6 protein-coding genes are annotated in these 25,907 nt (G+C 60.5%); 3 read left to right on the top strand and 3 right to left on the bottom strand.

Translation table 11 applies throughout. The features are described 5' to 3' along the window. The first annotated feature begins 65 nt into the window (after nucleotides 1-65). Together QMK55_RS00190 and QMK55_RS00185 are read left to right on the top strand one after the other, a co-directional pair. Nucleotides 66-1,115: an NAD(P)-dependent alcohol dehydrogenase gene (locus tag QMK55_RS00190; protein ID WP_320328347.1), complete on the top strand. Its 1,050-nt coding sequence runs from the start codon at nucleotides 66-68 to the stop codon at nucleotides 1,113-1,115. Nucleotides 1,116-1,170: 55 nt separating this feature from the next. Next, on the top strand, nucleotides 1,171-2,367 hold the full coding sequence (locus QMK55_RS00185; RefSeq protein WP_320328346.1) for an MFS transporter: 1,197 nt from the start codon (nucleotides 1,171-1,173) through the stop codon (nucleotides 2,365-2,367). Nucleotides 2,368-2,558: 191 nt separating this feature from the next. On the opposite strand, the gene QMK55_RS00180 is transcribed toward QMK55_RS00185, so the two are convergent. Next, nucleotides 2,559-5,165, bottom strand: a complete 2,607-nt coding sequence (locus QMK55_RS00180) for an EAL domain-containing protein (RefSeq protein WP_320328345.1) — start codon at nucleotides 5,163-5,165, stop codon at nucleotides 2,559-2,561. 788 nt (nucleotides 5,166-5,953) lie between these two features. Here QMK55_RS00180 and QMK55_RS00175 point away from each other — a divergent pair. Beyond that, complete coding sequence (locus QMK55_RS00175; RefSeq protein ID WP_320328344.1) at nucleotides 5,954-19,882, top strand: autotransporter-associated beta strand repeat-containing protein; 13,929 nt, start codon at nucleotides 5,954-5,956, stop codon at nucleotides 19,880-19,882. 428 nt (nucleotides 19,883-20,310) lie between these two features. Here the strand turns inward: QMK55_RS00175 and QMK55_RS00170 are convergent, their stop codons facing one another. Continuing rightward, nucleotides 20,311-21,033: a response regulator transcription factor gene (locus QMK55_RS00170; RefSeq protein WP_102358030.1), complete on the bottom strand. Its 723-nt coding sequence runs from the start codon at nucleotides 21,031-21,033 to the stop codon at nucleotides 20,311-20,313. 464 nt (nucleotides 21,034-21,497) lie between these two features. Further along, nucleotides 21,498-25,877: a response regulator gene (locus QMK55_RS00165; RefSeq protein WP_320328343.1), complete on the bottom strand. Its 4,380-nt coding sequence runs from the start codon at nucleotides 25,875-25,877 to the stop codon at nucleotides 21,498-21,500. Between the last annotated feature and the right edge of the window lie 30 nt (nucleotides 25,878-25,907).

The raw sequence follows: 25,907 nt of genomic DNA, 5'->3' as shown, positions 1-25,907 counted from the left end.
CGGGAGAATGTGTCGAACTGTTACAGGAAAGCCCTTACAGGAAAAGCCCTTACAGGAGAGTCCCTATGCAAGTCTTCGCTTATGGCGCCCATGCGGGCGATAAACCGCTTGAACCCCTGCGCATCACGCGTCGCGATCCCGGCCAGGAAGATGTGCAGATCGAGATTGCCTATTGCGGTATCTGCCACTCGGACCTGCACCAGGTGCGCGCCGAATGGGAGGGTACGCAATACCCTTGTGTGCCCGGTCACGAAATTGTCGGTCGTGTCACGGCGGTAGGCCAAAAAGTCACCGGGTTCGCCCCGGGTGATCTGGTCGGCGTCGGCTGCATCGTCGACAGCTGCAAGCATTGCGAAGAGTGTGCCGAAGGCCTCGAAAACTACTGCGACGGCATGATCGGCACCTACAATTTTCCGACCCCGGACGCACCTGGCTGGACCCTCGGTGGCTACTCACAGGCAATCGTCGTGCACCAGCGCTACGCATTGCGCATTCGTCACCCCGAGGCGCAGTTGGCTGCCGTTGCGCCGCTGCTGTGCGCGGGCATCACCACCTGGTCGCCGCTGCGGCACTGGAACGCTGGCCCCGGCAAGAAAGTCGGCGTGGTGGGCATCGGAGGCCTCGGTCACATGGGCATCAAACTGGCCCATGCGCTGGGCGCGCATGTGGTGGCATTCACCACCTCCGAATCGAAGCGTGAAGCCGCGAAAAGCCTGGGTGCCGATGAAGTGGTGGTCTCAAGCGATGCGCAGCAAATGGCGGCGCACCTGAAGAGCTTCGACCTGATCATCAACACCGTCGCCGCGCCGCACGACCTCGATGCCTTGTTGATCCTGCTCAAGCGTGACGGCGCGATGACCCTGGTCGGCGCGCCAGCCTCACCGCATCCGTCGCCCAACGTGTTCAATCTGATCATGAAGCGTCGCACTCTGGCGGGGTCGATGATCGGCGGTATCCCGCAGACCCAGGAGATGCTCGATTTCTGCGCCGAGCACGGCATCGTTTCGGACATCGAGTTGATCCGCGCCGAGCAGATCAATGAGGCGTACGAGCGCATGCTCAAAGGTGACGTCAAATACCGGTTCGTGATCGACAACGCGACGCTGGCGCAGTGAAAAACAGCGCGTCCGGGCAATCGCCCGGACGCCTCTCGCAATACAGGTAGTTCCAATGACTTCCCTTTCTACAGAAAAACGCGGCTGGAGCGCCGTGCTGGCCATGTCGTTGGCCGCATTCGCCCTGGTCGCTTCAGAGTTCATGCCCGTCAGCCTGCTGACGCCCATCGCGGCAGAACTGCACATTACCGAAGGCCAGGCCGGGCAGGGGATTGCCGTCTCCGGTGGCTTCGCCTTGCTCACCAGTCTGGTGATTGCTGCAGTCGCCGCGCGTGTCGAGCGCAAGAAGCTGCTGCTGTGCCTGACCTTGTTGATGATCGTCTCGGGTACGGTCGTCGCATTCGCGCCGGGCTACCCGTCATTCATGTTTGGACGCGCCTTGATTGGCATCGCCATCGGCGGGTTCTGGTCATTGTCGGCGGCGACCGCCATGCGTCTGGTGCAGCCCGATCAGGTTTCCCGAGCACTGGCCATCGTCAATGGCGGTAACGCGCTGGCGACGGTCATCGCCGCCCCCGCGGGCAGCTTCCTTGGTTCGCTGATTGGCTGGCGCGGCGCATTCTTCTGTGTTGTACCGGTCGCAGCGCTGGCGGCCGTGTGGCTGCTGATCAGCCTGCCGTCCTTCAAGGTCGAGCGCCAGACCGGCAGCGGCAACGCCCTGCGGCTGATGCAGCGGCTGCCCGTCGCTTTGGGGATGATCGCCGTCAGCGTATTTTTCATGGGGCAGTTCATGTTGTTCACCTACCTGCGCCCGTTCCTTGAGGGCGTCACCGGCGTCAGCGTTTCAACATTGTCGTTCATGCTACTGGGCCTTGGCCTTGCCGGTTTCATCGGGACTTTTCTGATCGAAAGATTCATCGGCAATGGCCTCTACCGCACACTGACAGTGATCCCGCTGATCATGGCGGTCATCGCGCTGGCGCTGGTCAACTTCGGCGCCTCGCCGTTGCTGACCGCAGTGCTGCTCGGCCTATGGGGCCTGGTCGCTACGGCGGCGCCCGTAGGCTGGTGGACCTGGCTGGCGCAGACGCTCCCGGAGGATGCTGAAGCCGGCGGAGGGTTGCTGGTGGCCATCGTGCAACTGGCTATCGCCGCCGGGGCAATTGTCGGCGGCCTGGCATTTGATCTGAGTGGTTACAAAGCCACCTTCGAACTGAGTGCAGCGGTGTTGGTGGTGGCGTCTGTGGTCGCCTGGCTGGCGGGGCGCAGTGCGACTGAGGTTGATCTTGCCGAGTCGAAGGCGGCTGCCTGAAGAAGTTGGAATATGCTCAGCGAATGGGGGATGAAACGAGAGCCAGTGCGCGTTTAGAGGTGAATGAACCCCCATTGGCAGCGCCCCGTTCCGAAAAAAGTCGGTGACGGAGTTGAGCGGTCTCTAATGCAAGGATCCCTCACGTTGAGAGCGTCAGGCCGAGACACACTGCTGTAGCAGCAGTTGCCCGGCTACCGGCCTGGAAGAGCGTGGCGAATCCCTGTATCGATGTAAGCCTCCAATGCTTCTATGGCCATGGGGCAACCAAATAAATATCCTTGGAAGTTATGGCAACCCAAGGCAGCCAGCATGTCACGCTGTGCGCGTGTTTCAACCCCCTCAGCAATGACCGACAAGCTCATACTGTTTGCCAGCGCAACCACTGTCCTGGCGATTGCAGCGTCGTTTGGGTCCACCAGGATATCGCGTACGAATCCCTGGTCGATCTTGAGTTGGTCCAGCGGCAGGCGCTTGAGATACGAGAGGGAGGAGTAACCGGTGCCAAAGTCGTCCAGCGAAAAGCCGACGCCGATGGATTTCAACGCATTCATCTTGGCTATTACGTCCTCGATGCTGGAGACCAGCATACTTTCAGTAATTTCCAGCTTGAGACGATGAGGATTGGCACCGGAGAGCTCGAGCACAGACTGTATTTGTTCGACAAAACCATCCTGATTAAACTGCCGAGCACTGACGTTGACGGCGATGGTCAGGTGAGAGAACTTCGGTCTATACGCCCATACGGCCAACTGCTTACAAGCTATTTCGAGCACCTGCTGGCCTAGCGGGAAAATCAAGCCCGACGCCTCTGCCATTGGAATGAACTCTGCCGGAGAAATCATGCCGCCGCGCGTGTCTTTCCAGCGCACTAACGCCTCCACGCCTGTAATGCGACCTTCCTTCGTGACCTGCGGTTGATAGTGCAACAGGATGTGGTGTTGCTTGATAGCTTTGCGCAGTCCTTCCTCCAGTGCGATTCGAGCGCTGACGACCGTCTGCATCTCGGGGTCGAAAAAACACAAGACATTGCGTCCGCAGGCTTTGGCTTGGTACATGGCCAACTCGGCGCGTTTCAGGGGCTCGCTTGCATCCTCATCCCGCTCGCCGAACAGAGTAATACCTATGCTGCAGGTTCGGTGCAGTGTCGATGTACACAACTCATAAGGCTGCTCGATCTCCCGCAGGGTTTTTTCGCCAATGGTTTCAGCATGGTTCGCCGCCTCTTGCGGATTGGCGCTCTTGCTCTCCAGAATAAGAGCGAATTTGTCGCCTCCAAGGCGGGCGACGGTGTTGCCCTCCGGCACACAACTCCTCAATCGTTGGGCTATTTCATTTAGAAACAAGTCGCCTTGGCCATGCCCCTGAGTTTCGTTGATGGACTTGAAGTCATCGAGATCGACAAACATCAATGCGCCTATCCATTGATGGCGAATACTCGAAATCAATGCTTGTTCCAGCCGATCCATAAAGAGTCGGCGATTTGGTAACCCTGTTAACTGGTCAGAGAATGACAGTCTTTGGATCTGTTGTTCGGCATCTTTCCGGTCGCTGATGTCGCGGATGATACCTTGAATACATTGAGTGTCATCCAGGGTCATTATGTGCGCCGAAATCAGGCCGGGCCAAGTGCGGCCATCCTTGCTTACAAATTCAGCTTCATGATCAATGAAGTATCCTTGTTGCTGTAAGAGTCGAACTGATTCGTGACGCTCTTCCGGATAACGCCAAATGTCGATATCAAATACTGTTTTTCCAAAAGTCTCTTCCCGTGTCCAGCCAAATATGCGGGTAAATCCATCATTGACCTCAAGAAGGCTCCCATCGTCAAGGCGGGTGATGACCTGACTATCTGGGCTGGCGCGGAATGCGGTCCGAAAGCGCCCCATTCTTTTAGCCTTAAGAACTTCAGTTTCACGTCTATAACTGTTACGCGTGTAAACAAGAATAGTCAGGGTGAAAATTGTTATCAGTAACAGTGTTATGGCTGCTTCCTTTCGCCAAGGAGCGAGAAACTCGTCGGTGCTCGTTGCGACGATGATATAGAGAGGGTAATTAGCAATTTTTCGATAGCTGTAGAGTCGCTCAATGCCGTCTAGTGGAGCAACTGCGGTGTAGCTCCCATCATTCGGGAACGCACGAATAGTTTCTGTAGCCTTGGCTGACACCAACTTGGAGCCAACTTTTCCACTTTCACTCGCTACTTTCGGATACCGGGCTATGAGTGCCATCTCATCATCACGAATTGCGATGACTCCTTGTTTTCCAACATCAAAAGTGGAGAATATCTCGGTAAAATAATCCACCATGCGTAACGAGCCCAGCGCCACGCCTGCAAAGGAGCCATCAATGTGGTTGATGCGTCTGGACAGAAGGACCGACCAGGTTTTTGTGGTGCGTCCTATCACAGGTTTGGATATAACCATTCCAAGATGCGAATTCTCATGCAAGCGTTGGAAATACTCTCTGTCGGCAATATTCGTTTTGCCGGCGGTCAATATTGTTCCCCAAGGGACATCGCCTTTTTCATCAGCTACCCATAGCCCTTCGCAATCTCTAATCGCTGTCTGCTGTTGTGTTAGATATCCATCCAGCAATGTCTCATTGATGCCTCCAGCAGCCATTTGCCGCTCCACTTCCCTTGCCACAGCGAACAGGCCCACATCAACTTTATCAAGGACGCCAGTGACATTGATCGCCAAGGATCGCGCCAGGTTCTCCGCTGTGATGGCGGCTTGAAGCTCATGCTGTTTTTTACTCTGGTAGAGCGCCAAACCTGCCAGCACATAGACAAACAACATGAAGGAAGCAATACCTGTCGTAAGACGGACCATCAAGGAATGTGATCGCCATGGCATGATGAAATCTCGACAAAGCCAACTGGGGGCATAGCGGAGCGGAACACTTCATAGGTTAGTCTGTCAGGAAATACGTGCGTCGAAAAAATATTGACTACTCGGATAAGATTTTTCTTGGCAGCATGCAAAATGGATGCTTTCCAAACTGCGCACGGATAAACATTGTGTGCTAGGTCGTTGTTACCCTTGACTTGAGTTGCACCGCATGCCGGATAGCGTCATTTTTCGGCATTGCGCCGCTCTGATGCAGTTCGCCCTGCTTTTATTTCATTGCCCAAGTGATGGTGAATTGCACAAAGCTTTCCCTTGAGATGGGTGCCTCATATCGATCCGGGCAAGGTCAGTGCGGGACGAGTCTTGGCGGACCGATCACTCTTGCCGCGCTGCTCCATTCTGACAATTGCGGGGGCCGTACGCCTAACCAATGTGTGCAGACGTTTCTCCGAACGTCGCCATCGCCAAATGCTCCATGGATCTGCCCGCGTACGACCCGCGCGTTCTCCAGAACGCTCGCAAACTCTAGCCCGTCAATTCATGTGCTGCCGGGAATTTCCTTGACCGTCTGTTGGGCGACGCTACGGTAATTTGCGCACTTTCAGAATTTTCTTAGTGATATTCCTGACTAGATTTGATGTACCGGCGTGCATTTGCTGCGTGTGTAGGGGCCAGCGCGCAACTGTTGAGCGGGTAACTCGACAGGGGCACAACCAATAAGAAAAAAGGGAAAGACCATGAATCATGTATTTCGCATTGTCTGGAGTGGACGTGCAGGTACTTTCGTAGCAGTCAGCGAATATGCGAAATCTCATGGCAAAGGTCGCAGCGGCGGGCGGCGGGGGCGCAGGCTCCGGATACTGCCCTTGTTGCTGTCGGCGGGCATGGCGTTCAGCCCGTTGTTGCAGGCAGCCGATCGGTATTGGGATACCAACGGCACGGCACTGGGCTCGGGTGGTACCGGCACCTGGAATCTTTCCAGCGCATTCTGGAGCCCCAACAGCGACGGCGTCAGCGGCCCCTATAGCGCCTGGAACAATGCCACCCTCGACGACGCTTTTTTCGGCGGCACCGCCGGCACCATAACCCTGGGCACGCCGATCACCGTGCACAACCTCACCTTCCTGACCACCGGTTACACGCTCAACGGCAGCACCCTGACTCTGGGGGGGATCACGCCCACCATCACCGTCACTGGCGCAGCCAGCATCAACTCGATCCTGGCTGGCAGCGCGGGTCTGATCAAGGCGGGGGCCGGTACCCTCAACCTCAACGGTGCCAACATCTTCAGCGGTGGTGTCGTGGTCAATGCCGGCGGCTTGTCCCTCAATGGCGATTCCGCGCTGGGTGCGGCGGGCAACGGCATCACCATCGCCGGCGGCACAAGCTTGAGCAGCACTGGTGCCCTCGCAGCGAGCCGGAACATTACCCTCACCAGCGGCAGCGTCCTGCTGAACGGCGCCGGCGTGGGCTCGGCCCGCTTCACCGGTGCTGGTGGACTCAGGCTCAATAGCGGTGTCAGCCTCACCAACGCCGCTAGCAACTATACCGGGGCGACCATTTTCGGCAACGGGAATGGCGGCAGCTTTTCGTTCAACTCCGTCGCCGATCTGGGCGTGGCCAGTTCCCTGGGTGCGCCAACGACGGTGGCCAATGGCACCATCACGCTTGGGTCCGGCGGTGGCGTTCCTGCAACCCTGAGCTATTTCGGTGCCGGCAGCAGTTCCAACCGCAACTGGCAATTCAACGCCGCGGGCACCGTGGCACCGCTCACCTTTCGCAACATAGGGACAGGCACGTTGACACTGACCGGCAACATGGTCGTGTCGGGTGGCAGCACCTATGGAACTAACTTCAATGCCAATTCGGCCGACATGTCATTGCTGGGCATCATTTCAGGCAATGGCTTGGTCTCCTATACCGGTAGCGCCGGAAGAACCATCACGCTTGGCAACGTCAATACGTATACGACCGCGACCGGCATCAACGGTGTAACCGTACGGGCCGGTTCGTTCAAGGACATCGGCACCGCCAGTTCCTTTGGCGCCGGCGCGGTGGGGAATGGCATCGGCATCACCAATGGCGCCGTGACCTACACCGGCGCTGGCGACAGCAGCAATCGGACATGGGGGCTAAACGGCGGCGCGATCAACAACGATGGCACTGGCACGCTTGCGCTCAGTGGCACCTTGGCACTCACCAACACCGGCACGCTCGGCGGCAGCTACATTGGCGCCGACAACCTGTTCTCGGGCGTCATTTCCGGCACGGGAGGGTTGAGCAAGGGCGGCGCGTCCACCTGGACACTCAGCGGCGCCAATACCTACACCGGCAGCACTATTGTCAACAGCGGCACACTCCGTGCCGGCAGCACCACGGCCTTTGGGGCAACCAATGGGGTCGTTGTGAACAGCGGCGCCACGCTGGATATTAATGATCTGAACATCACGCTTTCCTCGTTGGCCGGTACGGGCGGCACCGTCGACCTGGGATCGGGGACGCTTACCCTGAACGATGCTGCGGGTATCAGTACCGCCTACGCCGGCAACATCACCGGCAGCGGTGGCCTCACCAAGACCGGGGCCAGCACGCAGACCCTCACCGGGGCCAACACCTATACGGGTGCGACCACGATCAACGGCGGCACGCTGCGGTTGGACTACGGTGCAGCCACCGCGCCCACCAGCAACATCATTTCCAGCGCCTCGACCCTGAAAATGGGCGGCGGGGTGCTCAATGCGATCGGTGCTGCTGGCAAGGCCAACACGCAGACGTTCAATGGTCTCCTCGTCACTGGAGGCAACAACACGATCGGCGCGACATCCGGCACCGGCGGCAGCATGGCGCTCAACCTGGGGGCGATCACCCGCACCAGTGGCCTGGTCAACTTCAACCTGCCGGGCAGCGGCAACATCACCACCACAAATAGCACCCTGGGCGGTTGGGCCACGGTCAACGGCACCAATTACGCCAAGGTGGTCGGTGGCAACATCCTTGCCTTCACCACAGCGGACTATGTCAACAAGGACAATGCGTCCACCTGGCTGAACAACGAGATCCTCAGCGATGCCGGTGGCACTGCGAACTCGCCCTATTTTGGCACGGTGAGCGGCAGCAAGCAGATCGGCGGCTTGCAGTACACCGCGGCAGCCAACTCCACCGTGACTGTGGGCGCCGGTAATATTCTAGGGGTGGATGGCACGATCATCGTTGCGCCGTCGGTCGGGGCCAACAATCAGACGATCACGGGCGGTTCGCTCACCGGTACCTCCGGAGGTGGTGTACTGGGCGTTCAGCAAAATGGCACCGGCAACTTCACCATAGCGTCCCAGATCGTCGACAACGGCGGCGGAGTCGGCTTCACCAAGGCCGGTGCCGGGCTGGTCACGCTGACCAACGCCAACAACACCTACACTGGCGCCACCATCGTGTCGCAGGGGATCCTCTCGGTCGGCAACATCACCAACGGCGGCACGGCCAGCGGCATCGGTTCCTCGTCCGCAACGTCGTCCAACCTGTTGCTGGAAGGCAGCACACTGCGGTACACCGGTGCCACGACGACCAGTGACCGCGGTTTCACCATCGCCAAATCCGGCGCGATCCTGGGCAGTACCATCGATGTCACCGGTGCCGCCAGCGACCTGACGTTCAACGGCCTGGTCACCAGCACCGATGGCGCCAGTTTCACCAAGACCGGCGTCGGCATGCTGACGCTGGGCAACGCGGGCAACGACTACACCGGCATCACCTCCGTCACCGGCGGCACGCTGGCGGTCAACACCCTGGCCAATGGCGGTCTGGTCAGCGGCATCGGTGCGTCCAGCAATGCCTCGGGCAATCTCGTCCTCAATGGCGGCACGCTCGCTTACCTCGGTGGTACGTCCAGCACCGACCGTGGTTTCACCGTCGGCACCCCCGGTGCTGGCGGCAGCGTTGGTGCCATTGGTGTCAGCAACGCGGCCACCACCTTGACTGTCAGCGGTACGGCAGTGGGTGATGATGGTTTTCGCAAGGACGGGGCGGGCACCCTGGTGCTCTCCGGCACCAATACCTACTCGGGCGGTACCTCGGTCACTGCCGGCACGCTGCGCGCAGGGTCTACCCAGGCTTTTGGCAGCACAAATAACAACCTGAGCGTGGCGAGCGGAGCCACGGCAGATCTCAATGGTTTCAACACCTCGATCGGGGCGCTCCAGGGCGTCGGCAACGTGACCCTGGGCTCCGCCACGCTAACGGCGCTCGCCGGCGGGAGCTTCAGCGGAATCATCAGCGGTAGCGGCGGCTATACACAGGCGGGTGGCACCCAGATCATGTCCGGTTGCAACAATACCTACACCGGCGCCACCGCCATCAACAACAACAGCCAGATTACCGTCGATTGTCTGGCCAATGGCGGGCAGGCAAGCGGTATCGGCGCATCGTCTAGCGCTGCTTCCAACCTGCTGTTCAATAGCGGTTATCTCAATTACACCGGTGGCAGCGTCAGCACCGATCACGGATTCACGTTGCAGGGCGGGTATGGCGTGCTTAACGTCACTGGTGCGACGACCACCCTGGGCATCAGTGGGGTGGTGGGCGGCGCCGGCACCCTGTACAAGAGAGGGCCCGGCACGCTGGTGCTATCCGGCAACAATACGTATACCGGCGGCACAGTGGTTGATCAGGCCGGCATCCTGCGCGCCGGCTCAGCCACGGCCTTTGGCAACGGCTACCTGAACATGGGCAACGTGGCCGGCGCCACGCTGGATGCCAACGGTTTCAATCCGTCGTTCACCTGGTTGCAAGGTGGCGGCACCACGGGCGGCAACATCAACCTTGGCGGGCAGACGCTGACGGTCAGCACCGGCAACAATACGGCTGGCGTTGCCTATGCAGGCAACATCAATGGCACCGGCAACCTGGTCAAGAGTGGTGTGCAGGTCCAGCAAATGACCGGATGCAACAACGGCTACACCGGCACCACCACCATCAACGGCGGCACCCTGGCCGTCGACTGCCTGGCCGACGGCGGCAGCAACAGTGGCACCGGCGCCAGCAGCGCGGCCGCAAGCAACCTGGTCATCAACAATGGCGCCACTCTGTCGTACGGTGGCGCGGGCCAAAGCAGCGACCGCCTGTTCACGCTCGGCGCGGGCGGTGGCTCGCTGGATTCCTCGGGCACAGGAGCATTGAACCTGACCAACGTCGGCGCCATTGCATTGACCGGTAACGGCATCGCGCGCACGTTGACGCTCAACGGTACCAACACCGGCAACAACACTCTGTCGGCGCAGCTCGACAACAACGGTACGGGTGTCAGCTCGTTAACCAAGACCGGCACCGGCACCTGGATCCTGACCAACAACAGCAGCAGCTACACCGGTGTCACCACCATCAGCGGTGGCGTGCTCGGAGTTAGCAAACTCAGCAATGGCGGCACGGCCAGCGGTATCGGCGCTGCGTCCAGTGCGGCCTCCAACCTGGTGATTGGCAACGACTCAGCCCTGCGCTACACCGGCTCGGGCGACAGCAGCAATCGACTGTTCACGCTGGCGGGCGGCGTTTCGTTCATCGAATCGTCGGGGACAGGCGCGATCAACTTCACTAATTCCGGCACAATCGGGCTATCGAATCCCAACGTGGCACGCACCGTCGCCCTAGGTGGTACCAACACTGGCAACAACACTGTGGCCGGCGTGATCGGCAACAGCGGCACCGGTATCACCACACTGGCCAAAAACGGCAGCGGCACTTGGGTACTGATCGGCAACAACACGTACACCGGGAACACCGTCGTCAACGACGGCAACCTGACAATCGGCGACGGCAACACGTCGGGCAATCTCGGCACCGGCAATGTGATCGTTGATTCGGCGACTTCGACGTTGTCGATGAACCGCAGTGACACGGTCATCTTCAATGCCGCCATGAGTGGTCCGGGCACCTTCGCGCAGGTCGGCACCGGCACCACTACGCTGACTGCAGGCAACAGCATCGGTGGCGCCACGGTGAGCGCGGGCACACTGGACGTGAACGGCGTGCTGAATACCGGCTCCATTGCCATGAGTAGCACCTCCACCCTCAACGTGGACGGTACCGTGCAAGCGGCGGGCGGAACGACTGCTGCGATCACCGGCGACGCAGGCGCCAGCACGATCAACGTTAACAGCGGTGCGACCCTGCGCGTTAATGGCGACTTGGGCGATGGCAGCGATGCGCTCAACGTGACGGGCACGCTGGATACGGGTGCCACGGTGTTGAACCTGGGCGCTGGCAACGACACGCTGACCATCAATGACGGAGTGATCAACGGCGCCGGTGTCGACGCGGGTGCCGGCACCGCCGACAGCCTGGTGATCAACAACGCCCTGGCGAAGACCTTCGGTGGTTTCAGTGGCTTCGAACAACTGACCAAGCAGAACGTGGGCACGCTGACCTTGACCGGCAACCAGAGTTACAGTGCCGGTACCGCGATCAATGGCGGCGCGCTGAATGTGGGCGGCTCGCTAGATACATCAACCGTCTCGATGGCGGACGCCACCACCTTGAATGTGGTTGGCACAGTGCGAGGCATGGGCGGGACGACTGCCATCCTCACCGGCAGCGCCGGCGCCAACACCCTCAACATCAACAGCGGGGCGACGCTGCAAGCAAGCGGCAGCCTTGGCGGCGGCACCGACAACGTCACCCTCGCAGGTACGCTTAACACGGGCGCTGCCGCCCTGGACCTGGGTGCGGGGGACGAAACCGTGATCCTGCATGACGGCGCTGTAATCAGTGGCGTGGGCATCAACGCCGGAACCGGCAACGACCAGTTGGTGCTCGACAATGCCCTGGCGCTGACTTTCAACGGAGGCGCGACTGCGGGTTTCGAGAGTCTGCTCAAACAGAACGGCGGCGTCACCACCCTGACCGGCAGTCAGAGCTTCAGTGTCGGTACCACAATCAACGGCGGCGCGCTTAATGTGGTGGGTGCGCTGGAAACGCCATCAGTGAATCTGGCTGACAGTGTGACGCTCAATGTCGATGGCTCACTGCAGGGTGTTGGCGGAGCCGCGACCACGGTCACCGGCAGTGCCGGCGCGAATACCTTGACGGTAGGTGCTGGCGGCCACCTGGTCGCCAGTGGCGATCTGGGTGGCGGCGACGATTTCCTGGACGTGGCCGGCACGCTCGACACCGGCGGTGGTACTTTCGCACTCGGCGACGGTGATGACACCCTGATCATCCATGATGGCACCCACATCATCGGCGCCGTGACGGCGGGCGCGGGCACCGATACTTTCGCCACTGATATCAATACCAGCGCAGACGTGGGCGCCGTGCAAGGGTTTGAAACCCTGACCAAGACTGGCGTCGGCTCACTCAACTTCAATGGCCCGACGGGTTCGGACTTCACGACCGTCAACGTGCTGGCCGGCATTTTGAACATCAATGCCGCTGCCAGCCTTACCGGTGTATTCAGCGCGACGGTCGCCAGCGGCGCGGCGCTGAACGTCAATGGCAGCCTGGGTTTTACCACAGGCTCTGACAGTTTCACCGTTGCAGGCAATGTGGCGGGGACGGGCACCGTCGACATGCTCGACGGCGATGATCAGTTAACGCTACAGGATGGCGCTGATCTAAGCGGTCTGACGACCGCGATCAACGGTGGCCTCGGCATCGATACGCTGACGGCTGACATCGCCACCACCGCTGCCCTGGGTGGCGCGGTCAATTTCGAAACACTGATCAAATCCAATGTCGGCACGCTCAACCTCACAGGCCCGGTGACTTCTCAGTTCGATACGGTGCTGGTGCGGGGCGGGACGCTGCATATCGCCGCGGGCACCATCGTCGATCCGCAGACCACCGTGGTGTCCTCGGGCGCGACCATGACCGTGGATGGGACGTACCAAGGCACCGCAGGCAACGACACGTTCACGGTGTCAGGCACGGTCAATGGCACGGGCACGATCAACCTGCTCGGCGGCGACGACGTACTGACCTTGAACGACGGCGCTGACCTGAGTGGGCTGGCCAATCCACTCGACGGTGGCGCGCATGGCGCAGGCGACACGGTCATATTGAACAACGCCGGCGCACTGGCCCTCAACGGCGGCAACATCGTCAACTTCGAATTCCTGCAGAAGGACAACACCGGCACGGCGACGCTGACCGGGACACAGAGCTTCAGCGGCGGCACCGCCATCAGTGGTGGCACGCTGGATGTGGACGGTGCAATGAATACGCCGACCGTAACGCTTGCCGACAACACGACGCTCAATGTCGATGGTTCGCTGCAGGGCGCGGGCGGTACAGCCGCGACGATTACTGGCAGCGCCGGCATCAATACGGTGACAGTCAATGGCACGCTGGTCGCGACCGGCGACCTTGGGGCCAGCGACGATGTGCTAGACGTGGTTGGCACGCTCGACACACTGGGCGGAACCTTCGCGCTGGGCGATGGCGACGATACCTTCACCGTGCACGACGGCACCCATATCATCGGCACCATTGACGGTGGCGCCGGCGTGGATACCCGCGTCTACGATATCAATCTGAACGCCGACCTCGGCCAGTTGGTCAACTTCGAAGGCGTGACCAAGACCGGAACCGGCACGCTCAACCTCAACGGCCCCGGTGCGACCGATCTGCAAGAAGTCAGCGTGCTGGGCGGTACGTTGAACATCGGACCCGCCGGCAGCGTGGTGGCGACCCCGGGCAGCACGCTCACCACGGTAGTGGGCAGTGGTGCGACCTTGAACGTTGACGGCAGCTACGGTTGCGGCGACGGCAACGATGCCATGACGGTGTCCGGCACGGTGTCGGGCACCGGCACCATCGACCTGTGTGGCGGCGATGACACGCTGACCCTCAACGATGGCGCGGTGCTGAGCAACGTCGTCAGCGGCGGAGACTCTATAAACGGCGATACCGTGGTGTTGAACAACGCCAACGCCTTTACGTTCGACGCTGGCAAAACGACCAACTTCGAGTTCCTGCAGAAGGAAAACACGGGTATCGCGACCCTGATCGGAGCCCAGGGTTTCAACAACGTCAATGTGGCGGCGGGCACGCTGGATGTGGACGGCACGCTGGAGACGTCGGATATGGTTCTATTTGGCGGTACGACGCTCAACGTTGACGGCGTGGTACGAGGCTTCAATGGCGCCGAAGCGGTCATCGTCGGTGACGATGACGTCAACACGATAACGATCGGGGCTGGCGGTTTGCTGTTCGCGACAGGCGACCTGGCGGGCGGCAACGACGTGTTGGACGTGTTCGGTGAACTCAACACCAATGGCAATGACTTCAGTGGCGTGCTCTCGCTGGGCGACGGCGACGATCTGTTCACCCTGCACGACGGGGCTGTGGTGGATGGCGTCGTCTACGGCGGCGATGGCACCGACACCGCCATCGCCGATATCAACCTGACTGCCAATCTCGGCGCACTGGCTCAGTTTGAAGTCCTGACCAAGACCGGTGGCGGCACCCTCAACATTAACGGCGATACCGTCGGCGTGTTATTCCCGTCCACCATCCAGAACGTCAACGTGCTGGAGGGCACATTGAACATCGGGCCGGATGGCATCGTGGACGGGCCCGCCGACGGTAGTCCGCTCAATACGCTCGTCGCGAGTGGCGCCACCCTCAACGTGGACGGCAGCTACGGCTGTGGCTCCGGCAACGACACGATGACCGTGGGCGGCACGGTGAGGGGCAGCGGCACCATCGATCTGTGTGACGGCGACGACACGCTGATCTTAAACGACGGCGCGAATCTGTCGGGTCTGGTCAACGCGCTGAGTGGCGGAGATGGAACGGATACAGTGTTGGCTGACATCGCCGGCAGTGTGGTCCTGGGGGGCGTAGTCAACTTCGAGACGCTGACCAAGACCAACATCGGCACGCTCAACGTCGATGGCCCGGCTTCTTCGTCGTTCACTACGGTCAACGTCCTGGGCGGCACGCTGGATATCGGTGCTGCCGGTGCGATAAACGGCGTGGTCACCACGACGGTGGCAAGCGGTGCGACCTTGAATGTCGACGGCGGCTACACGGGCAGCGCGGGCAACGACAGCTTCGACGTGTCCGGCACGGTCAGCGGCAGTGGCACCATCGACCTGGCCGCCGGTGACGACACGCTGACACTCAACGACGGCGCGGTGCTGAGCAACGTCATCGACGGCGGCGCGCATGGCGCAGGCGACACCGTCGTGCTGAACAACGCCAACACACTGAGCTTCGACGCCAGCGATACGATCAATTTCGAATTCCTTCAGAAGGACAACACTGGCACGGCGACGCTGACCGGGACACAGGGCTTCAGCAGCGGCACCACGATCAACGGCGGCACGCTGGACGTGGACGGTGCACTGAGCACGCCGACCGTGACGCTGGCCGACAACACGACGCTCAATGTCGATGGTTCGCTGCAGGGAGCGGGCGGTACGGCCGCGACGATCATCGGTAGTGTGGGCACTAATACCGTCACCGTGGGAGCGGGCGGGACCTTGCTCGCCAGCGGCGACCTGGGCGCCGGCAACGATGTACTCGATGTGATCGGCACGCTCGACACGCAGGGGGGAACCTTCGCGCTGGGGGATGGCAACGATACCTTCATCGTGCGCGACGGCACCAATATCATCGGCACCATCGACGGGGGGGCCGGTCTGGACACCCGCGTCTACGACATCAACCTGGCCGCCGATCTGGGCGCATTGGTCAACTTCGAAGGCGTGACCAAAACCGGCGTCGGCACCCTCGACATCAACGGTCCCGCCGCGACCGACCTGCTGCAAGTCGACGTGCTCGGCGGCACGCTGAATATCGGGCCAAGCGCCACGGTATCGGTGCAGGACACCACGGTCGGCAACGGCGCGACGTTGAACGTGGACGGCAGCTTCACCGGCACGAGCGGGAACGACACAATGACCGTAGCCGGTACGCTGACCGGCACGGGCACCGTGGACCTGCTCGAAGGCGACGACACCTTCACTGTCCGGGACGGTGCCGATCTGTCGGGCTTGGCGAATGCCGTGGACGGAGGGGCGGGCACCGATACCTTCCTGGCGGATATCGCAGGCAGCGCGACGCTGGGCGGCGCGATCAATTTCGAGACCCTGACCAAGACCAACACAGGCACGCTCCATGTCGATGGGCCGGCGAGCTCGAGCTTCACTGTCGTCAATGTGGAGGGTGGCACGCTGGACATCGGTGCCGGCGGTGCGATCAACGGCGCGGTCACCACGACGGTGGCGAGCGGCACAACCTTGAATGTCGACGGCGGCTACACGGGCAGCGCGGGCAACGACAGCTTCGACGTGTCCGGTACGGTCAGCGGCAGTGGCATCATCGACCTGGCCGGCGGCGACGACACGCTGACCCTCAACGATGGCGCGGTGCTGAACAACGTCATCGACGGTGGTGCGAACGGTGCAGGCGACACCGTCATGTTGAACAATGCCGCGGCGATGACGTTCGATAGCAGCCATACGATCAACTTCGAGTTTCTCACCAAGGACAACGTCGGCGTTGCGACCCTGGTCGGCACCAGCACCTTCTCCGGTGGGACCGCGCTCAATGCGGGCACTTTGGACGTGGCTGGCACGTTGAATACACCAACCGTCGCGCTGGGTGACAACACCACGCTGAATGTCGACGGCAGGTTGCAGGCGGTCGGCGGTACGGCGGCGACGCTCACCGGTAGCACCGGCACCAATACGGTGTCGATCGGTGCGGGCGGCACGCTGCTGGCGAGTGGCGATCTGGGCGCGGGCAACGACGTGCTGGATGTCGCCGGCACACTCGATACCCGGGGCGGGATCTTTGCCCTGGGGGATGGCGACGACACCTTCGTGGTGCACGACGCCTCCGTGGTGCTGGGCACGATCGATGGCGGCGCCGGGCTGGATACCCGCGTTTACGACATCAACCTGACCGCCGACCTCGGCGAATTGGTGAGCTTCGAGGGTGTGACCAAGACCGGGGCTGGCGTGCTCAACATCAACGGGCCGGGCGCGACCGATCTCCAGGAAGTCAGCGTGCTGGGTGGTACTTTGAATGTCGGCTCCGACGCCAGTGTGGTGGCGACCGCTGGCAGCACGCTTGCCACCGTAGTGGGCAGCGGTGCGACGTTAAATGTGAACGGCAGTTACGGCTGCGGCGCGGGAAATGACACGATGAGCGTGTCGGGCACCGTAAGTGGTAGTGGCACCATCGACTTGTGTGCCGGTGACGACACGTTGACCCTCAACGATGGCGCGGTGCTGAACAATGTCATCGACGGTGGTGCGAACGGTGCAGGCGACACCGTCATGTTGAACAATGCCGCGGCGATGACGTTCGATAGCAGCCATACGATCAACTTCGAGTTTCTCACCAAGGACAACGTCGGCGTTGCGACCCTGGTCGGCACCAGCACCTTCTCCGGTGGGACCGCGCTCAATGCGGGCACTTTGGACGTGGCTGGCACGTTGAATACACCAACCGTCGCGCTGGGTGACAACACCACGCTGAATGTCGACGGCAGGTTGCAGGCGGTCGGCGGTACGGCGGCGACGCTCACCGGTAGCTCCGGCACCAATACAGTGTCGATCGGTGCGGGCGGCACGTTGCTGGCGAATGGCGACCTGGGCGCGGGCAACGACGTGCTGGATGTCGCCGGCACACTCGATACCCGGGGCGGGATCTTTGCCCTGGGTGATGGCGACGACACGCTGATCATCCACGACGGCAGCAAAATCCTGGGTACGGTGGCTGCAGGAGCAGGTAACGACATCTTCAATGCCGACATCGCGGTGAGCGCCGACCTGGGCGCCGTGCAGAGCTTCGAAACCCTGAGCAAGACCAATGTCGGCGTGCTCAACATCAACGGCCCGTTGGGGTCGGAATTCGCCACGGTCAATGTGCTCGCCGGCACCTTGAACGTGGGCGCCAACGGCAGCGTCATGGCACAGAACACGACGGTCGCCGCCGGTGCCACGCTCGCCGTGCAGGGCAGTTACACGGGGACCGCCGCAGATGACAGCTTCACCTCGAGAGGCACCGTGCGCGGCATGCTGGACTTCGGTGCCGGTAATGACTCGGCTAGTTTCATCGGTGGCGATCTGAGCGGTCTGCGCGGTCTGGATGGGGGGGATGGCAATGACCACCTCAGTTTCAGCGGCCTGGACTTCAGTACCGGCGCTCCTGCGCTGAACAATTGGGAGCGGGTCGAATTACTCGACGGCAGCGCTTTCTCGCTGGCCAGTCCACTCGACCTGAACGGTGGTCTATTGACCATCGACAGCACTTCACGCCTGCTCGCCCGCTCCGGTGCAAGCGTTGGAGGAAGCGTTCATAACGACGGCCTGATTAATGTCGGATCGCACCGTCTGGCGATCAGCGGAGACTACAGCGGTAACGGCGCCCTCGACGTGCAGGTCGCTGCGTCCGCCGGTACGTCTGGTGGGTTGGACATAGGCGGTGATGTGGTCGGTACGACACGCGTCAATTTCGCCAACGATGGTACCGAGGCCAAGCCGGGGACAACGATCCGAGTCATCGGCAGTCCCAATGACAATCCGTCAACCGCCGGAGGCTTCGTGTCGGACAAAACCGTGCGTTTAAATGGTAGTGTCCTTGCCTGGAATTTCGCTCAGGGCAAGAATGACTCGGGCTGGTATTTGAGTTCGGCCGACAAGCTGCTGTTGCCGGAGATTCCCGGCTATACAGTGGTGCCGGATATCGGCTATAGCATGACTCTGGATAACAACCGACTGCTGTTTGACCGCATGGCCGGAGGCCGTGGAGATAACCCCTACTGCAATCGCAGCGAAGAAGAACGCACGCGCATTGGTCTGGAGTGGTTCGGCACCTGCGAAGGGTTGTGGCTGGCCACCATCGGCAGTCACTTGTCGATGGAGTCGAATCCAGGGTTCGAGTTCGATGGCAACAGCACGGGACTCTATGCCGGCTATGACCACCTGTTCGTGAACGAACAGGCTTACCGTATGCGTGGTGGTCTGTTCATCGGCCAGCAGCGGGGCAATTACTCGACCACAGGCGAGAGTTCGACCGGTCAGGTGAGTGTGGGCAGATCCAACGTGGACATGGACGCACTGGCGTTTGGCGCCTATGGAAGCCTGGATTGGCAGAGCGGTACCTATGTCGACCTGAGCCTGACGGCTCTGCTTCCCGATGCGCATATCCGCTCATCCGATGGTTTCCGCGAGCAGGTGCACGGCGACATTTTGAGTCTCAGTGGACAAGTGGGGCACAGGTATCCCTTGAGCAACGGCTGGGTAGTAGAGCCACAGTTCCAGGCGAGTGCCATCCACATGCGCTGGGACGACAAGACCGACTCAAGCGGTAAGCAACTGAACATAAAGGACGATGTACTGGGGTTAGTGAGGACTGCGGTACGCGTCGAAAAGACCATCAAGACGGATGGCGGCGCGACCCTAAAGCCTTGGCTGGCCGCAGGGTTGCAGGACACCCTCGGGGAGAACTCAACAAATCTGGAAGTCACTCTGCCGGGCGGGACACGGCAGAACTTCTCCGGGCATGACCTGGGATTGAATGCAACGCTGGATGTGGGGCTGGAGGCCCAGGTAACTCAGGATCTGAGGGTGTTTGGCACGGCTTCGGTAATAGGCGTGAACCTGGGAGGCAGCGATGTCAGTCAGCAGCAGGTTACTGTCGGAGTGCGCTGGTCTTGGTAGGGGAGGCTGACGAGTTGCGAGGCTACGACATCTCTGCCCTGTAACAGTGATGGTGAAAGTGCCGAGACCTCAATGCGCGTAAGTTCTGACTACGGTCTGACACGGGTCGATAACAAAAAGAACTTACGCTTATGCGCCCCCCCCAGGGCATGAAACCGGTCCGACCTTTGATCAGCCAGTCACGCTGATTGTCGCCGACGGCACCACCTGAACGTCTACGGCGACTATAGCGGCTCGGCTAACGAGGAAAGCGACGACGTGGGGCAGCAGAACACGTGGAGTGAGCGCGTTCGGGACGCGCTCATCGGAGAAAGTCTGGGCGGTGGTGATACAGATCTGCGTCAAGCCAGAGTCGGCCTGCGCGGGGTCTGGTAATCGGTTCCAGAACTATCGCGCCTCACACCAAGTGCAGAAAAGCAGCCACAGCGCTACTGCCCTCGTGACGGGTGGAAACTCTTGCGGCTGGCTGTAGAAACGTTCTGTAGTGTTCGTGTTAAGCCGCTTGGATCTGTGCAGTCGAGCGTCAGATCGTTGAGTAGATAGCCCAATCCTTGCGTAACGAGATAATTCGCCAGTTCGACACCGGCACTCAGTCCGAGTTTATTCAGGGCGTTGTATTTGTGAGCGGCGATGGTCTTGTAGTCGCGGCTCTGGCGTTTGGCTACCACTTGCAAGCATTCGCCACGGGCCAGTGACAGCAGCACATGCCACTCGAGGTCGCTGAGTGAGTACCAAGGATGCATGTGGGCGCTGCCAAGGTCGATCACCGGATCGCAAAAAACCTTCCCGGCTTTGAGCGTTTGGATGGCCTCGATGATCAGATGATATCCGCTGGATTTGCAGACGTAGGCACTAGCGCCCTGTTCCAGTGCAGCGAGCGCCAGGCATGGTGACTTATTCCCCGAAAAGATCACCACCCCGAGATTCGGCGCTTCACTCAGTGCCGCCCGTAGCATGGCGATACTTTGTCCGACGCCAGGCATAATCAGATCCAGAATGAGAAAGTCGTAATGTTTACTCGTCAAACATTTGAGCATTGCCAGACTATCGCCAGCCGCGTCGATGTGGGCTGCGTTGGGGAATGCATCCTTGAGCAACTCACTCAAGGCGTAGGTGATAATGGGCTGATCGTCTACCAACAAAAAGGCCATTTTTCTACTCCAGCCATCGTGCTGTTGGCGCTGATGGAAAATTGACCCACCCTGCCAATTGAAATTTGACCCACGGCGGATTGCTGATTTCAGCCTCAGCAATTATGGATAAGTTGAGCAACGGAACTGCTTTTGAAGCTTTACCCTTCGATCGTCCAGAACGGCGATTGAATACCAGCCACAAGTTGTCATGCATAAGGTCATCCTTTCCCTAAAATCAAAATGCTTTGTCGTCCGCCAGCTTCTAATTCTCTTACACCACCAATGCCTTGCTTCGCAGACTTTACTGACTACTAGTGAATTAACGTACTCAGGTCGGTGCCCAATCCATTGATTGCTTGGGTAAAATCCTCAGTTCTGATCTGCATTGAAGCGTTTTTCATTTTGTTTCCAAATACCTTGCCGGTTCTCGCTAGCGGCTCTTTGAGCGCCTGTCGCCATGGGTGCAGGAAATAATTCCACCCTCATTCATCCTGCAAAAGCTTCAAGGCACGGTCGAAGTCGAACCGTTCCACTTGCACCGCGACCCGTTCCAGACGTTCTGCCAACACCCGATCGAGTGGCATGTTGCGCAATCCGGCAAGTGTGTCCAAAGCCGCCGTGTCACCCTCGGCCAACAGCTCTTTGAGCCTGTTCAGTTGCGGGCTGATTGCCGAACCCTCCAGCAGGCCGTCACCGGTGGCGGTCGGTGTGTTTGCCTTGAGGTCGGCCAGAGCCGTCAGGATCGGGAGCAGGCAGTGCTCGACCTGTGTCGCCAGCGCCTTCAGCTGCGTTGCGGACTCACCGTTCTGGCAGGCCTGCTCCAGCAAAGCGCAGGCCTGAGCCAGGGCTTTGGCGCCGATGGTGCCGGCCGTGCCGCGCAAACTGTGAGCCAGCCGTTCGGCGGCGCCCACATCCGGATCGATCCGTGCGGCCTGGAATTGTTCGGTAAAGCCGGTCTGAGTGTCGCGAAACTTGCACAGCAGCCGTAAATAGAGGTCCCGCCGGCCCATGCAGGTGGCGAGACCCGCTGCCAGGTCAATGCCCTCGAGACGATCTGGCAAACCATCGGAGAAACCTGTACTCAGCAAGGTCTGAGCAGGCCGTGGCTTGATCCATTTTGCCAGGGTGGCGAACATGGCCTCGACGTTGAGGGGCTTGGAGATATGGTCGTTCATGCCACTGCTCAGTGCGCGCTCGCGGTCACCGTCCATGGCGTTGGCTGTCATCGCGATCACCGGCAAAGCGTCGAGGCTCGGCTGCTGGCGAATCCGCCGGGTGGCGGTGTAGCCATCCATTACAGGCATCTGGCAATCCATCAGCACACCGTCGAAGTTGTCATCCTCGGCCAGGATGTCCAAGGCTTCCTTGCCATGACAGGCCAGTCGCAGGCTTATTCCGACACTCTCGAGCAGCTCGCAGGCCAGTTCCTGATTCAGCTCGTTGTCTTCCACCAGCAGCAGACGCGCGCCACTCAGGCTGGCCACGGTGCCGGCATTCTGTTGCGAACGCTCGCCGGCACGGGTATCGCCCTCCGGGTCTTTACCCAGCACCACACCGATGGCCTCGAGCAGAGAGGAGGGGGTGACCGGTTTGGTCAGTACCACCGGCAACTGGATGCCCTGGCGTTCGGCTTCTTCGCGGGCTTCTTCGCGGCCGAAAGCGGTCACCATGATGACCGGCGGCGTATGCATCAGGCTGGCGGAATGCATTTTGCTCACGGCCTCCATGCCATCCATGCCGGGCATCCGCCAGTCCATCAGGACCAGATCGTAAGGCAGCGCCTTGTGCTCGGCGTCGTCCAACATGTGCAACGCCAGCCGACCACTCTGCGCGACATCCACTTCCAGGCCAAAGCTGCGCGCCATGCCCGAGAGAATTTCACGGGCACTGGCGTTGTCATCCACGACCAATAACCGCATGCCCAGCAGTTCGTTGGCCTTGAACATCCGACGCGGCTGAACGTCGTGCTGCACGCTGAGTTGTACCTGGAAATGGAACGTGGAACCGACCCCCGGCTCGCTCTCAACCCAGATTCGGCCGGCCATCAGCTCCACCAGCTTCTTCGAGATAGACAAGCCCAACCCGGTGCCCCCGTATTTGCGGGTGATCGAACTGTCCGCCTGACTGAATGACTGAAACAGGCGTGAACACTGCTCGACGGTCATGCCGATGCCCGTGTCGCGCACCCAGAAATGCAGTTGCACACTGTCCGTGTGCGTAGCCACTTCCTCCACGCCGACCACGATTTCACCGCGCTCGGTGAATTTGGCAGCGTTGTTGCCCAGGTTGATCAGCACCTGTCCCAGCCGCAGGGGATCGCCCAGCAGTGCCGTGGGCAAGTCGGGCGGGATCTGGAACAGCAACTCGAGGCCCTTGTCCTCGGTCTTCAGGCCAATCATGGCAGCAAAACTGTCGAGTACGTCCTCCAGGCGGAAAGGCGCTTGTTCGAGGCTCATCCTGCCGGCCTCGATCTTGGAGAAGTCGAGGATGTCGTTGATGATCCCCAGCAGGTTTTCCGCCGAGCGATGTACCTTTTCAATGTAGTTGCGCTGGCGTTTGTCCAGTTCGGTACGCAGTGCCAGGTGGCTCATACCGATGATGGCGTTCATCGGCGTACGGATTTCATGGCTCATGTTGGCGAGGAATTCGCTCTTGGCCAGCGTGGCTTCTTCGGCCGCAGCCCTTGCCTCTGCCAGTGCTGTCACGTCGATGTTGATGCCGGTTGCGCGCAATGGCTTACCGTCTGGCGTGCGTGAGAAGCGGTTCAGCGACCGGAGCGTGCGCACCAGCCCATCGTTTTTGCGCACGATCCGGAAGTCGAACTCGACGCGATCATCGCCACTCTGAACGGCGTTCTCGAACGTGCTGCTGACCCGTGCCACGTCCTCGGGATGCACCAGCGCCTTCCAGTGCGCCAGCGTGCCACCGAATCGGCCAGGCTCCAGCCCGAACAGTGTTTCGAGCTGTGGCGTCCAATAGTTTGTGCCGCTGACCAGATCAACGTCGAACAGACCGATGTCACCGGACTCCTGCGCCAGGTTCAGGCGATCGCTGGCGGTCCGCAGCTTTGCCTCCATCGCCCGGCGCTCACTCACGTCGCGCACCGAGGCACATACGCAGACACCACGTCCCTCCAGACGCGGCAGGTGCGAAAGGCCGATTTCCACGGAGAACAGACTGCCGTCTTTGCGTACCCCGCTCAAATCGTCAAGATCGCCACCCATCTGCCGGGTTCCGCCGCTGGCAATGAACCCGTCGCGTAACCTGACGTGCCGCTCGCGGGCAGCCTGCGGTACCAGGCGCTCGATGCTGGCGCCAATCAGCTCGCCGGGGGCGTAGCCAAACAGGCTGTCCATTTGCGGGTTGGTCATCAGGATGCGGCCGTCGGCTCCCAGCACCAGCATGCCGTCCGGTGCCGCCTCGATGATGCCGCGGTACCAGGCCTCGGTGGCGCGCAATGCTGCCTGCTGGGCCTCCAGCTCTCTGGCCTGGTGTTCCAGCTGCAAGGCTTGCGCTCCCATTTCGTCAGCCTGGCGCCGTGTTTCCTGGAGCAACGCCTGGGCCGCCTCGCTGCGTTCCATAATGGCCATCGCACCGGCCAGCCTGGGCAGGACTTCTTGCAAGAGCAACGCCTCGTTCTCCTCCAGCGAGCGAAAGCCAGCCATTTCCACAACTCCGAGCAAGCGCTCGCCACGCAGCACGGGCTGAACCAGCAGGTGGCTGGCGGGGGCTGCGCCCAACTGCGCATGCACATGCCAGAACTGTTCGGGCAGATCCTTGAGCTGGCGGGGTTGGCGATCCAGCGCACACTGGCCGAGCAACCCTTCACCGAGCTCAAGATCAACGGGCAGTGGGTGCGCACTGTCCACCGCATAACCGCCGACCAATCGCAGACGTGATGCGCCTTCATAGAGAACGTAAAGCGCCCCCTGGCACATGCCCAACTGGGGCGCGATATGGCTGAAAAAAGCCTGGGCCAATTGTTGCGGCGTCTCGGCCTGTTGCAGATCGACTTGCAGGAGTGAGGCGTGGGTCTTCACCCAACGCTGGCGCTCAAGTTGACAAGCCTCCTGCTGCAACGTGGCGATGGCGCGCGCCAGGTCGCCGGTTTCGTTGCGAAGGTCGGTGTGAGGGATCTGACCATCCAGCTTGCCCGACGCCAATTCGTCCACGGCCACACGCACGCGGTTCAGCGGAACGCGAATGGAATAGCTGACCAGCCAGGTCAACAGCAAGGCCAGCGCCGAGCCGCCCAGCAGCAAGATGTACGTGATCGTAGTGCTGCGCTGTGCGTACTCCGCGAGGTTCTTTGCCGTATCGTGGATGTCGGTTTCCTTGTTCTTTTCAATCTGGGTGAGCAGCCCGTCGCCTCCCTGTTCCAGCTCAAGAAAATCCTTACTGTTGAGCAACATCAAGGCCTGCCCCAGGGAGCCCTTGCCGGCCAGTTCCAGCGCCTCATCGCCATCTTTTTGCAGGCGCTGCAATACCACTTCGAACTCCAGCAGGCTGCTGATACTGCTCTGTCTGCGCAGCGTTGGACGAACCTGCTCCAGCGCTTCATGGAGTCGCTCCTGGGCGGCATCCATCTGGGCTCTGGCGCTGATGCGGATGTCTGCATTGTTGGTCGCGATCGCGCGTTGCATTGCCAGCAACAGATGCGGCAACTGCACCCGAACCTCCTGCACATGCTGGATCCCCACCAGATCCTGTTGGTACAACTGCTGCATTTCATTTCTGAGTGAATACTGGGTGCGCAGGCTTTGCACGCCCAGTATCAGGATCAATATCAGCAGCGCAGCGAAGCCGATGATCAATTTACTGCGCAGAGACAGGCGCTCGAGCATCTCGAACAGTCTGTTCATAAACGGCCTCTTTAACTGGATGTGCAGAGT

The organism is Pseudomonas sp. P8_229 (assembly GCF_034008635.1).
Lineage (GTDB): Bacteria > Pseudomonadota > Gammaproteobacteria > Pseudomonadales > Pseudomonadaceae > Aquipseudomonas.
This window is presented reverse-complemented; position numbering and strand designations above follow the sequence as displayed.